The organism is Collinsella sp. LCP21S3_A3, from assembly GCF_052118905.1.
In the GTDB taxonomy this organism is placed as follows: Bacteria; Actinomycetota; Coriobacteriia; order Coriobacteriales; family Coriobacteriaceae; genus Collinsella.
This window is the reverse complement of sequence record NZ_JBQKGH010000002.1, coordinates 104,305-116,851: the sequence shown is the minus strand read 5'-3', so window position 1 is coordinate 116,851 and position 12,547 is coordinate 104,305. Positions and strand designations below refer to the sequence as shown.

Annotated in this window: 8 protein-coding genes; 7 read left to right on the top strand and 1 reads right to left on the bottom strand. The window is 63.6% G+C overall.

The genetic code is table 11. The features are described from left to right. Window positions 1-78: 78 nt before the first annotated feature. Window positions 79-804, bottom strand: coding sequence for a hypothetical protein (locus ACTQ0H_RS01720; RefSeq protein ID WP_427719328.1), 726 nt, complete (start codon window positions 802-804; stop codon window positions 79-81). A 115-nt stretch (window positions 805-919) separates the two neighbouring features. Between ACTQ0H_RS01720 and dnaX the strand changes: the two genes are divergently transcribed. The 7 genes from dnaX (at window position 920) to nifJ (ending at window position 12,510) form a co-directional block, all read left to right on the top strand. Continuing rightward, window positions 920-3,415, top strand: a complete 2,496-nt coding sequence (gene dnaX, locus ACTQ0H_RS01715; RefSeq protein ID WP_441537694.1) for a DNA polymerase III subunit gamma/tau — start codon at window positions 920-922, stop codon at window positions 3,413-3,415. Window positions 3,416-3,636: 221 nt separating this feature from the next. Then, a complete protein-coding gene (locus ACTQ0H_RS01710) occupies window positions 3,637-3,957 on the top strand; it encodes a YbaB/EbfC family nucleoid-associated protein (RefSeq protein WP_427719331.1) in 321 nt (106 codons plus the stop codon). A gap of 13 nt (window positions 3,958-3,970) precedes the next feature. Then, window positions 3,971-4,567, top strand: a complete 597-nt coding sequence (gene recR / locus ACTQ0H_RS01705) for a recombination mediator RecR (RefSeq protein ID WP_099432550.1) — start codon at window positions 3,971-3,973, stop codon at window positions 4,565-4,567. A gap of 243 nt (window positions 4,568-4,810) precedes the next feature. Then, window positions 4,811-5,713 carry a hypothetical protein gene (locus tag ACTQ0H_RS01700; RefSeq protein WP_441083519.1) on the top strand — a complete coding sequence of 301 codons (903 nt, stop codon included), beginning with the start codon at window positions 4,811-4,813 and terminating at the stop codon, window positions 5,711-5,713. Beyond that, window positions 5,710-7,551, top strand: a complete 1,842-nt coding sequence (locus ACTQ0H_RS01695) for a serine/threonine protein kinase (RefSeq protein ID WP_441537693.1) — start codon at window positions 5,710-5,712, stop codon at window positions 7,549-7,551. The genes ACTQ0H_RS01700 and ACTQ0H_RS01695 overlap by 4 nt, the downstream gene beginning before the upstream one ends. A gap of 3 nt (window positions 7,552-7,554) precedes the next feature. Further along, complete coding sequence (locus tag ACTQ0H_RS01690; protein ID WP_441017335.1) at window positions 7,555-8,493, top strand: FHA domain-containing protein; 939 nt, start codon at window positions 7,555-7,557, stop codon at window positions 8,491-8,493. Between the two features lie 477 nt (window positions 8,494-8,970). Then, a complete protein-coding gene (nifJ, locus tag ACTQ0H_RS01685) occupies window positions 8,971-12,510 on the top strand; it encodes a pyruvate:ferredoxin (flavodoxin) oxidoreductase (protein WP_441537692.1) in 3,540 nt (1,179 codons plus the stop codon). The last annotated feature ends 37 nt before the right edge of the window (window positions 12,511-12,547 follow it).

Genomic DNA, 12,547 nt, shown 5'->3' with positions numbered 1-12,547 from the left:
GCATAGATGCTGCTAGTGTAGCACGCTCTGGTGCATGGGGAGGATAGCGGGATGCGAGGCTGCCTGTCTGACTTGGCCTTAGCGCTTCTTCTTGCCCTTCTTCTGCTTGCACTGCTTGCCCTTGTTGTCCTGGGGCTTGTCTGCCTTGTCTCCCTGCTTGGCCTCGGCTGCAGCCTTCTCGGCCTTCATTTTCTTCTTCTTGGTTTCGATGCGGAGCTTTTTGTTGATGCGCGCCTTAAGGAAGGAGCCAAACTGCTCGGCGTCGCCGCGAACAAAGGTGTCCTTGGGGATCGTCACGCCCTGGTCTGCGAACATGGCAACAAAGATGCGCTCGCCGTCGAGTACATGGTCGAGCTTCTCAAACGGGAAGAACTGCGACTTGCCGCTCTTGCCCCAAACCATCAAGCCGTCCTCGTTGGCGGCGACGCGGCGATAGCGGCCACCCATGGACTTGTCGGCCTCGACGGCGTCGATAAAGTCGCGGGCGAGCGTGTGGTGCAGGTTTTTGCTCCACCAGGCCAAAAAGGCGCCGAACACGATCAGGACGACGCCAAACTTGATCCAGTTGCCGCCGGCCACCAACATGCCGATGCCGAGCAGCGCGGCAATTGCCGCGGCGACATACAGCGAGCCGCGACGCCTGGGCGAGGCGACCAAGCGGGCGAAGTCGGTGACGAGGTCGTTTTCGTACTGATACTCGTTGAGGTACAGGATGCCGTCGTCGGCTGCTGCCTGTTTCTCGAGCGCGACCTCGACCTGGTCGGCTGCTTCGGAGGGAACGAGGTTGCTCTCTGCGTCTGCCATGCTCTTTGGACTCCTATCGCGGCGGGCTCGCCGTACGGGTTATTATGAGTGCAGTATGCCGTGCGACCGCATGGCCGTCGCGGCAACAAAACTCAGTATACCCGGGGGAGCACCCATGGAATCGTTGTACCGAAAGTATCGCCCGCTCACCTTCGACTCCGTGGTGGGCCAGCAGCATATCGTCTCGACGCTCGAGCACGCCATCACCGAGGGACGCCTGTCCCACGCGTACCTGTTCTGCGGACCGCGCGGCACGGGCAAGACCACCATGGCGCGCATTCTGGCCAAGGCGCTGCTATGCCGCAATGCCGAGGCGGCGCGCGCCGAGGGCGCAAGCGGCTGCATGCCCGATGGCACTTGCGAAGAGTGCGAGCTCATCGCCGAGGGCAACCACCCCGATGTCTACGAGCTCGATGCCGCAAGCCGTACGGGCGTGGACAATGTGCGCGAGGAGATCATCAACTCCGTTAACTTTGCCCCGGTGCGTGGCAAGTACAAGATCTATATCATCGACGAGGTCCATATGCTCACGACGGCGGCGTTTAACGCGCTGCTCAAGACGCTCGAGGAGCCGCCGGCGCACGTGATCTTTGTGTTGTGCACCACCGATCCGCAAAAGATTCTGGAGACCATCCTCTCGCGCTGCCAGCGCTTCGATTTCCACCGCATCGGCAACGTGGATATCGAGCATCGTCTGTCCTACGTGTGCGAGCAGGAGGGCTTCGATTACGACGACGAGGCGCTGGCCATCGTGGCGCGCCATGCCAAGGGCGGCATGCGCGACGCGCTTTCCACGCTGGAGCAGCTGAGCGTTTTTGGCAACGGCGCCGTGCATGCGGACGATGCCCGCTCGCTTTTGGGCGAGGTTTCGGACCAGATCCTGGGCGAGTTTGCCCGTGCCATCGCCGAGCGTGATATTGCTGAACTCTATGGGCTCATTCGCGCACAGGTCGAGGAGGGCAATGACCTGCTTGAGCTGACGCGCGACCTGGTGGCGCACGTGCGCGACGTGTATGTGGCCTGCGTTGCCGGTACCCGTGCCGAGCTGTTTGAGGGCGGGGCCGAGCAGGCCGAGGCGCTTGCTGCCGAGGCCGCTGCCTTTGGCGGGCATCCGGCCGACCGTCTGGCCCGCGTGCTGACAGTGCTCGACGATGCCGCGTTGGAGATGAGGGGTGCGAGCGACGTGCGCCTGGTGCTCGAGATCGCCTGCACGCGCCTGGCACGTCCCGAGGCCGATCTGACCATTGAGGCCCTGGCCGAGCGCGTGGCACGCTTGGAGGCCATGGTCGCCAACGCCGCGGTGCCGGCGAGCGTGGCTGCTGCTAGTGCTGCGCCTGCGGCTGTCGCAGCTGCACCTGTGGCGACACAACAACCGACGCTGATCTCGGGTGCCCGAGCTGCCGCTCCGACGGCATCTGCCGCTCCCGCCGCTGCGTCTGCGCACCAGGGCGGCATGCCCTGGGACCGCGGCGCTGCCGCTCCGGCGGCCCAGCCTGCGTCCGTGTCAGCTTCCAAGCCTGCGGCGCCTGCGCCTCGGCCTGCGCCAGCTCCGACGCCTCAGCCCGTTGCGGCCCCCGCGCCTATCACCGCTCCGGCGCCTAAGCCCCAGCCCAACACTGCCGCTCAGGTTGCTGCCGCCGGCGCCGCCGAGACCCCTGCGGTCGAGGATGCCGGCGAGCTCCAGCGCAAATGGGTCGAGGTCGTCGAGCGCGTCAAGGCCCAACAACCTTCTTATGCGGCACTCCTGTTGAACGCTCGCGCTACGGCAGACGACGGCTCCAAGCTCACCGTCTCGTTCCCTACGGCATTTGCTATCAAGATGCTCGGGCGTGCTGATACACAGGCGGTGTTTTTGCCGACAGTCAGTGCGGTCTTCGGTCGTCGCACCGTCGACTATGTCCTGGATGGGGGTGTCAGGCCGGCTCCTCAACATGAGGAGCATTCTCCATCTGCACGGGCTGCGGCATCTGCGGACCCGCAACCCGTGTCCTCGGCGGCCCCTGCATCCTTGAGCGCCAGCGCGACGCAGCAGCAAGCGGCACCGGTAGCGGCACCGATCCCGTCGGTGACTGAACCCGCCGTGCCCAAACCGGCTGCTCCGATTCCCGCGTCCAAGCCCGCTGCCGCGCCTGCACCAAAGTCATCCGACCTGGCCAAGGCCCCTTGGCTGCGCTCCGACAACCCTGCCGGTGCTCCTGCCACGGGCAAGCTCCCGACCGAGCCCGCGCCCCGAGTGTCCGAGCGCGCGTCTGCTCCCAAGATTCAGCCGTCTGTACAGGCTGCGCCATGGGAATCCGAGCAGGTACCCTACGACGACGCCATGGTCGGCGGCTTCGCCGGCGATGCGAGCGGGGAAGATCTTCCTCCGTTCGACATGCCTGCCGCGGCGCCTGCGCCCAGCCCTGCCGCCTCGGCCGCAGCTCCCGCAGCTGCGACGTCCGCTCCTGCAAGTGACGACGCCCTCGCTGCCCCTTGGGAGTCCAACCCCGGTGCCGGCAGTCCTTTCGGTCACCAGGGCGCAGCCCCGGGCATCCCGCAGACCGAGGACGAGGCCAAAGCCCTCATACGTAGTGTCTTTGGCCAGTCCACCATCTTCAAGCCGGTGGAGTAACTATGCGGGCGGGTATATACGCCGAGTTGTGAGACCTTGCATAATTCGACCTTGCATAGTCTTGGGCGGCGCGTCACGCTAGAGGACATGTACATCGACTGAGTTAGCGCGACCGCCCCGCTCGTTTGCCCCGCGCCGTGGTACGATTTTTGAGTTTGAAAGTCCCGCCGTGCCCGGCTGCCCTTGCAGCTTGTCGCGCGACCACACGTAAAGGAGCCATCATGGCCGGTATGAACATGCAGCAGATGATGAAGCAGGCCCGCAAGATGCAGGAGCAGCTTGCCGCCGCGCAGGAGAACCTCAAGTCCCAGACCGTCGACGCTTCTGCCGGCGGCGGCATGGTCAAGGTGACCGTTAACGGCGAGATGGAGCTCGTCAACCTCACCATCGACCCCGATGCGCTCGATCCCGAGGACGTCGATATGCTGCAGGACATGATTATGGCTGCCGTCAACGAGGCCGTCCGCGGCGTCAACGAGCTCGCCAACAAGCAGATGGGCGCCATCGCCGGCGGCCTCAACATCCCGGGCATGCCGTTCTAAGACGCGCACATATATGAGTGCCAACCATAGTCTGCAAAAACTGCTCGATGAGCTGGGCCGTCTGCCGGGCATTGGCCCCAAATCGGCCCAGCGCATCGCCTACTACCTGCTCGAGGCCGACGCCGAGGAGGCGCGCCGCCTGGCCGAGGCCATTCTAGAGGTTAAGCAGGAAGTGCATTTTTGCAGCCGCTGCTTTAATTACGCCACCGCTGACGAGTGCTCCATCTGCCAAGACTCGATGCGCGACACCACCCGCATCTGCGTGGTGGGTGAGCCGCGCGATGTCCAGGCGATTGAGCGCACGGGCAGCTACCACGGCCTCTACCACGTGCTGGGCGGCGTGATCAGCCCCATGGACAAGATCGGCCCCGAGCAGCTGCACATCCGCGAGTTGCTGGCGCGCTTGGGCCACGAGGACATCCACGAGGTCATTATCGCCACCAACCCCAACATTGAGGGCGAGACCACGGCGAGCTACCTTGCCCGCACCATCAAGCCTCTGGGCGTCGAGGTGTCGCGTCTGGCGAGCGGCCTGCCCGTGGGAGGCGACCTGGAGTATGCTGACGAGCTTACGCTCGGCCGTGCTATCGAGGCCCGTCGTGCGATCTAGGCGGCGTCAGCTCCGCGGCATGTCCCGTCGGCCTGCCGCACGGGGCGCTCATAATTGGGCACGCGTTCATGCATTTGTTGTACAACAAACCTGCTTTTCATCCGCTTATCGCGTGGATGGGTCCACTCGCACCTCGTATTTGCCCATTCGTTGCACAACCTTTTGGGTTCGCTGATACACTCAAATGTGGATATGAAAGAATGCGCCGCTTTTAAGCGGCGTGTTTTTGTTGGAGGAGAACGCATGCGGCCCGCTAGCACTCAGACAAAGCATGGCGCCGCGGTGCGCATTCGACGCCGGCTGGGCCTGGCGCCTCGGGCGTACGTGCTGCTGTCTTGCTCGCTCGTGCTGGTCATAGCCGGTGTTTCGGCTTATGGCATGACGGTGCCGTCCATGGTACAGGCGCATGCTGAGCGCGAGCTGCATATTGGGCGCAAGGCCAAAAGCGACTTGGGAACGACAACCGGATATGCGTGGGCGAGCGTGGTCTCGCATGTTGTGTTCGGTGGCGACGATGCGGACAGTCCAGAAACATCGGACAACGAGGTTACGCTGGCAAACGGCAAGACCATCGTGCTCACCAACACCAAGGTCATTACGAAGCTTTCCAACAACAGTGTGGCTTCTGTCGTCAATAAGGCCGAGCAGCAGAAGGGGCAGGACGCCCAACAGGCAGGCCAGCCCGGCGGTTCGGGTTCGTCTGGCTCCAGCTCCGATTCGTCGGGCGGCGGTTCCGGTTCGGGCTCCGCCTCTGGCGGTGGATCTTCGAGTGATGGCTCGACGGACGGCGGTGCCGGCGGCGACACGGGCTCGGGTGGTCTCTCGGCTGCCGAGGAGGAGAGTATTCACAGCTGGCTCGTGACCAAATACAACATGCTCGATGGCTATGTCGCCCGCGCCAACAGCGTGGTTTCGACCTATAACGCTACGGGCGATACCGGACCGTGCGATAGCCTGACCAACGATATGTTTGTCATCCGTGCCGAGTTTGGCCGGCAAACGTTTTCTCCCAAGTCAAAGTGGTATCAGCAATACGCCAACCTATGGGGTTGCTACACCAATCTGTGCCAATGGGTGGGGCATTATGGCGATGACGACGTCGCGCTCAACAACTTCAATACCAAAGTGGCGGCGATCGCCCTATGACGAATAGCCTTGCTTCTGTGGCAACCCAGTCGCTCAGCCGTGACCCTATGGTGGGCCTGCGCCTGGCGCGCGTTGGAGGGTTTGAGCCCGCCATTGCGCTGGGCCCGGACGAGCTTCCCGCCTACCTGCGCCGTTTTACGATGCTGTTTGCCGATGACGCCACCATGCGCCGCGGCGGTATCGGCCGTGTGACGCGTGCCGTCAACGCGCAGGGCGAGGCCGTGGCACTCAAGCAGCTCATCTTGCCAACGCGCGACGAATTTGATGACGATGTCGCCCACGAGGCGCTGGTCACCAAGTTCAAGGCGGCGTTTCGCGAGGAATACGAATGCCATCGCGCCCTTTCGGGCCTTAGAGGCTTTCCCCGCCTGTATGGATGGGGCGAGGTTGACGGCGTGCCCGCGATTGTCATGGAGTGGGTCGAGGGCGAGACGCTCGCCCGCCTGCGCTCGCGCCTTGCCGTGGACGATGCCGGGCGTCTGTCGCCGCTCCTGGCGGCGCGCCTGGGTCGCGACCTGTTCGATCTGCTCTGCCGCATGAGCTTGGTAGGCGAGGGGTTCGTCCATCGCGATATCTCGCCCGCTAATATTATGGTGCGCACGGCGCGCCTGCCGCTCGACCGACAGCTTGCCGAAGGCACCTTCGACCTGTGCTTGATCGACTTTGGCTCTTCGCTGGCGCTCGAGCCCGCCTCTGCGGTGGCCGGCACCGGCGGCAAGGCGTCGTTTACCGAGCGCTATGCCACGCTGCGCCGCGCGACGGTGGCCTACGCCCCGCCCGAGATGCTCACCGACGATATTCCCGACCTGCGCATGCTTCGCATGTCGCCGGCAATCGATGTCTATGCAGCGGCGAGTACGGTCTACGAGCTCATCGCCGGTGTCGCGCCGTACGAAGTAGCGCCGGGTGCGTCGGGTACTTCGGGCTCGCGCAAAAAGACGTGCGATATCGCCAGCCCTTATCGCCTCAAGATGGATACGCTGCCCGATTATCCCGTTGGCGCCCACGCGCCCGGCTGCGACTTGACGCAACTGCTGCGACGCGAGCCCGATGTGGCACTTGCCGCGGCCGAACAGGCTCAGCAGCTGGGACTCGATCCAAATTCCGAGGATCTGCGCGATGCGCTGGCGTTTGTCGATGCCCAGTTGTTCGACGTGGTCATGGCCTGCCTGTCCTGCCATCAGGAAGATCGTCCCGAGCCGGCTGCGGTGGAGGCGGCGCTCTCGGCATTTTGCGACCACTATGCGCAAAATGTCGCCCGCTCGCTTCGCGCCGAGCCGCTCTTGCCGTGCCCGATGGAGGTATCGGGGCACACGGCCCGGCGTGCGGCGATGGTTGGTGCGACGGCGGTATGCGGCGTGCTTTGGGCTGTGGTCGTGGTATCAGCTGCGCTGTTGGCGTCGGGCGCCCATGTGACGCTCGTCGTGGGACCGCTTATGTGGTCCGGGAAGCTGCCGGCCATTATCGCCGCACTGGCGTTGGCACCGCCGGGCATGGTGGGCATCGCTGCCGGCGCCATGGCACACGATCGTCGCACGGGGTTCCTGCATGGCGTACTGGCGCTTTCTGCCTGCGAGGTTCCGGTGCTGATCGCGGTTGCATGCACCGTGTTTTCCCAGCGCGCCGTAGCGAGCGGCTTCGTTGCCGCCTTAATTGCAACCTATGCGCTCACGTGGTTTTTGCTGGCGATGGGGTTTGCCTTCGAGCTTCCCGTCGTGTCAGCGCGACGTGCGAAAATTTCCATGGCGACGCCGCTTGCCGGCGGAGCCGCGGCTGCTCGCGCCTTTGGCGGGCCGGCCGAAGCATCCGACACTATCTCTGCGACCAAGGAGGGCTAAGCCATGGCTTCTCAAGCTGAGCTCACCCCGTGCGGGGCAATGTTTGACATCTTTAAGCGCGCAGCGCACCTGAGCCATATCGAACTGTGCGGCCTGGTGCTCTCGAGCCGCCCGCTCGTCGACGGCCGTAGTCCGCAGAGCCGTGCTGCCGATCGCTCTTGGGTTTCGCGCTTTATCGTGCGCGCGCCGGTTGGCACGCTGCAGGAACGTTATTTTGCCGATTACGGTACCTCGGCCGCGCGCATTATGTCGCAGCTGGCCCTGCGCCGCCGCAATCCCATGGACGCCGCGGCCGTGACCAACATGGTGTGCGGCCCCGCTGGCGAGCCCATGGTGCGGGCACTCGAGGAATGCCATCAGGACACGAATCTCTATCGCAATGCGCTCGAGCGCCTGTCGCAGGCGGCTGAGCTCATGCCCGCCGAGCGCGCCGAGGCCATCCTGGTGCTGTTTGTCGCCGTGGGCTGCTCGGCAGATGTCCGCTCGTCGGTGACCTATGCCCTCGACTACGCTCATGCGACCTGTGGCGGAGCCACGTCGACGCCGCGCTCGCTGAGCACCTCGACGGTCACGGGCGAGCGCGAGGCGGCGCCTGCGCACCCGTTGGGACTGCTGCGCGTGCAAAACGGCTACGTGGTGAGCACCCCGCGCTGGATTCAGCCGAGTGAGGAGGGCGTCGAGATCGGTGCGCTGGCGACGGGGGAGGGCGATATCACCGATGTGGGCGATGACGTTTCGGCTCGCCATGCCCACGTGTGGTGCGATGACCAAAATGTCTGGTACGTCGAGGACCTGTCGTCCACCAACGGAACTGTGGTGGTAAACGGCGCGACGAACGTCTGCACCCAGGTCGAGCCCGGCCGCTCCGCTCAGCTCAACCCCGGTGACGAGCTCAGGCTCGGAGAATCCACAACCTACGCCATCCTCCTCGGCGCCCTCTGACTCATCTCCTAAATAAGTTGCGGTGAAATAGGGACTGTTTAAGACTGCGGCCGGCAAAAACAGTCCCTATTTCACCGCAACTGCCATTTGGTCCCTCGGTGACGGAAGGATAATTTTTGCCCTTGATGGTCGCTCGGGGTAAACCTTTACCGCCCGCCTATATTTGTCGAAATTACACTTGACGGCGGGGTACAATAAACCCGCATGCGGATTTCCGTTGCGGGCGCTTCCCATCACCGGGGCGTGCCCGGGAGCATCCGGCATGCGGCCTTTGCGGCGCTCGATCATGTGCAAGACGGGTAGCTGGGCCTGTGGGGCGCGTGCAGCCCTCCTCGCCTCGGCATGCCTTCTCTCCACGCCATGTACCTGCTGCTGAGTCCGCCTGTCAGATGACTGGAAGCAACAGCGAAAATCCCATCACGCCAACATCCCGGTAATCGCCGGGGCCTGTATACCTATATGAGAGGAGAGGGGTATATGGCGCGTAAGTTTAAGTCTATGGACGGCAACGAGGCGGCCGCATATGTTTCGTATGCGTACACCGAGGTAGCGGGAATTTATCCCATTACGCCGTCCAGCCCGATGGCCGACCATGTCGACCAGTGGGCGGCCCAGGGTCGCAAGAACATCTTTGGCACCCCGGTCAAGGTCGTCGAGATGGAGTCCGAGGCGGGTGCAGCCGGTACCGTTCACGGTTCGCTGGGCGCCGGTGCTCTGACCACCACCTACACGGCTTCTCAGGGCCTGCTCCTGATGATCCCGAACATGTACAAGATCGCGGGCGAGCAGCTCCCGGGCGTCTTCCACGTCTCCGCGCGTTGCGTCGCTTCCCACGCCCTGAACATCTTTGGCGATCACTCCGACGTCATGGCCTGCCGCCAGACCGGTTTCGCCATGCTCGCCGAGGGCAACGTCCAGGAGGTCATGGACCTCTCGCCGGTGGCTCACCTTGCCGCCATCGAGGGTAAGACCCCGTTCCTCAACTTCTTCGACGGCTTCCGCACCAGCCACGAGATCCAGAAGGTCGCCATGTGGGACTACAAGGATCTTGCCGAGATGTGCGACATGGACGCCGTCCAGGCTTTCCGCGACCACGCGCTCAACCCTGAGCACCCGCACACCCGCGGCAGCCATGAGAACGGCGACATCTTCTTCCAGAACCGCGAGGCCTGCAACAAGGTCTACGACGAGCTCCCTGCCGTCGTCGAGGGCTACATGAAGAAGATCAACGAGAAGCTCGGCACCGATTACGGCCTGTTCAACTACTACGGCGCTCCCGATGCCGATCGCGTCGTCGTGTGCATGGGCTCCTTCTGCGACGTGCTCGAGGAAGTCATCGACTACCTCAACGCTCACGGTGAGAAGGTCGGCCTGGTCAAGGTTCGCCTGTTCCGTCCGTTCTCCATCAAGCACTTCGTGGACGTTCTCCCCGAGACCGTCCAGAAGATCGCCGTCATGGACCGCACCAAGGAGCCGGGTTCCATCGGCGAGCCGCTCTACCAGGATGTCGTCTCCGCTCTCTACGAGGCCGGCAAGACGGGTATCAAGGTCGTCGGCGGCCGTTACGGCCTGGGCAGCAAGGACACGCCTCCCGCGTCCGCGTTTGCCGTCTTCGAGGAGCTCAAGAAGGACGAGCCCAAGCGCGAGTTCACCATCGGCATTGTCGATGACGTGACCAACCTGAGCCTGCCCGAGGCCGAGGATGCGCCCAACACCGCAGCTCCCGGCACCATCGAGTGCAAGTTCTGGGGTCTGGGTGGCGACGGTACCGTCGGCGCCAACAAGAACTCGATTAAGATCATCGGCGACCACACCGACAAGTACGTTCAGGCCTACTTCCAGTACGACTCCAAGAAGACCGGCGGCGTTACCGTCTCGCACCTGCGCTTTGGTGATTCCCCGATCCGCTCGCCGTACTACGTGACCAAGGCCGACTTTGTCGCTTGCCACAACCCCAGCTACATCGTCAAGGGCTTCAAGATGGTCCGCGACGTCAAGCCTGGCGGCACCTTCCTGGTCAACTGCCAGTGGAGCGACGAGGAGTTCGCCGAGCACATGCCCGCCGTGGCCAAGCGCTACATCGCGAACAACAACGTCAACGTCTACCTGATCGACGCTATCGACCTGGCCGCCAAGGTCGGCATGGGCAAGCGCACCAACACGGTGCTCCAGTCCGCCTTCTTCGCGCTGGCCAAGGTCCTGCCCGCCGAGGACGCCCTGCAGTACATGAAGGACGCGGCTACCAAGTCCTACATGAAGAAGGGCCAGGCCATCGTCGACGCCAACCACAAGGCCATCGATGCCGGCGCTACCGCCTTCCGTAAGTTCGAGGTTCCGGCCGACTGGGCTACCGCCGAGGACGCCGCTCCTGTCGAGCTTTCCGAGGAGACCAAGTCCGCTATCGCCCAGCAGGTCAAGAACCTGCTCGAGCCCATCGATCGCATGGATGGCGACAGCCTGCCCGTTTCTGCCTTTGTCGATTGTGCCGACGGTCAGTTTGAGCTGGGCGCCTCCGCATACGAGAAGCGCGGCGTCGCCGTGGTCGTTCCTCACTGGGACGAGACCAAGTGCATCCAGTGCAACCAGTGCGCCTATGTGTGCCCGCATGCTACCATCCGTCCGTTCGCGATGACCGAGGACGAGGCTGCCGCCGCGCCCGAGGCTACCCGTACGCTCGACGCCATGGGTCCCAAGGCCAAGGGCATGAAGTTCACCATGGCTGTGTCCCCGCTCGACTGCATGGGCTGCACCAACTGCGTCAAGGTCTGCCCCAAGGGCGCCCTCGAGATGGCTCCCGCCGAGCAGGAGATGGATCAGCAGCCCGTTTGGGACTACATGGTCAAGAACGTCTCCGAGAAGAAGGAGCTCATCGCGGCCAACGTCAAGGGCAGCCAGTTTAAGCAGCCCTACCTGGAGTTCTCCGGCTCCTGCGCCGGCTGCGCCGAGACCGCTTATGCACGTCTGGTGACCCAGGTCGCCGGCGACCGCATGTTCATCTCCAACGCCACCGGCTGCTCCTCCATTTGGGGCAACCCCGCTGCCACCGCTCCTTACTGCAAGGACAAGGACGGTCACGGCCCGGCGTGGAACAACTCCCTGTTCGAGGACAATGCTGAGCACGGTCTGGGCATGGCCATCGGTTACGAGGCCGTCCAGAATAAGCTGATCGCCGCCACCCAGGAGCTCATCGCTGCCGATGGTCCGTCCGACGAGCTCAAGGCCGCCGGTCAGGCTTGGATCGACTCCGTCAACGACGCCGAGGCCTCCAAGACTGCTGCTGCCGCCTACGTTGCCGAGCTCGAGAAGTGCGGCTGCGACGCTTCCAAGGCGATCCTCGCCGACAAGGCTTACCTCACCAAGAAGTCCTTCTGGATCTTCGGTGGCGACGGTTGGGCCTACGACATCGGCTTCGGTGGTCTGGACCACGTCCTGGCTTCTGGCCACAACGTCAACGTCTTCGTCTTCGACACCGAGGTCTACTCCAACACCGGCGGACAGGCCTCCAAGGCTTCGAACCTGGGCCAGGTTGCTCAGTTCGCCGCTGCCGGCAAGGTGACCAAGAAGAAGTCTCTGGCCGAGATCGCTATGAGCTATGGTTACGTCTACGTGGCGCAGGTCGCCATGGGCGCCAACCCGGCTCAGACTCTCAAGGCCATCCACGAGGCCGAGGCCTACGACGGCCCGTCCCTCATCATCGGCTACAGCCCCTGCGAGATGCACTCCATCAAGAAGGGCGGCATGCAGAACTGCCAGGCCGAGATGAAGAAGGCTGTCGAGTGCGGTTACTGGAACCTCTTCCGCTTCAACCCCGAGGCTGCTGCCGGCAAGAAGTTCTCGCTCGATTCCAAGGAGCCCGCGGGCGGCTATCAGGAGTTCCTGATGAACGAGGCCCGTTACGCTTCGCTGACGCGCTCCTTCCCCGAGCGCGCCGAGGAGCTCTTCAAGGAGAACGAGCAGGCCGCTATGGACCGCTACGCTCACCTGCTGAAGCTTAAGACGGTGTACAACGAGGCCTAGGTCTCCCACCGCAGGATCTGAGGGCTAACCTTCGCGG

Excerpts from the sequence above, each read along its gene's own strand:
- ACTQ0H_RS01720 (WP_427719328.1), bottom strand. The coding sequence starts at position 804 with ATGGCAGACGCAGAGAGCAACCTCGTTCCCTCCGAAGCAGCCGACCAG.
- dnaX (WP_441537694.1), top strand. The coding sequence starts at position 920 with ATGGAATCGTTGTACCGAAAGTATCGCCCGCTCACCTTCGACTCCGTG.
- ACTQ0H_RS01710 (WP_427719331.1), top strand. The coding sequence starts at position 3,637 with ATGGCCGGTATGAACATGCAGCAGATGATGAAGCAGGCCCGCAAGATG.
- recR (WP_099432550.1), top strand. The coding sequence starts at position 3,971 with ATGAGTGCCAACCATAGTCTGCAAAAACTGCTCGATGAGCTGGGCCGT.
- ACTQ0H_RS01700 (WP_441083519.1), top strand. The coding sequence starts at position 4,811 with ATGCGGCCCGCTAGCACTCAGACAAAGCATGGCGCCGCGGTGCGCATT.
- ACTQ0H_RS01695 (WP_441537693.1), top strand. The coding sequence starts at position 5,710 with ATGACGAATAGCCTTGCTTCTGTGGCAACCCAGTCGCTCAGCCGTGAC.
- ACTQ0H_RS01690 (WP_441017335.1), top strand. The coding sequence starts at position 7,555 with ATGGCTTCTCAAGCTGAGCTCACCCCGTGCGGGGCAATGTTTGACATC.
- nifJ (WP_441537692.1), top strand. The coding sequence starts at position 8,971 with ATGGCGCGTAAGTTTAAGTCTATGGACGGCAACGAGGCGGCCGCATAT.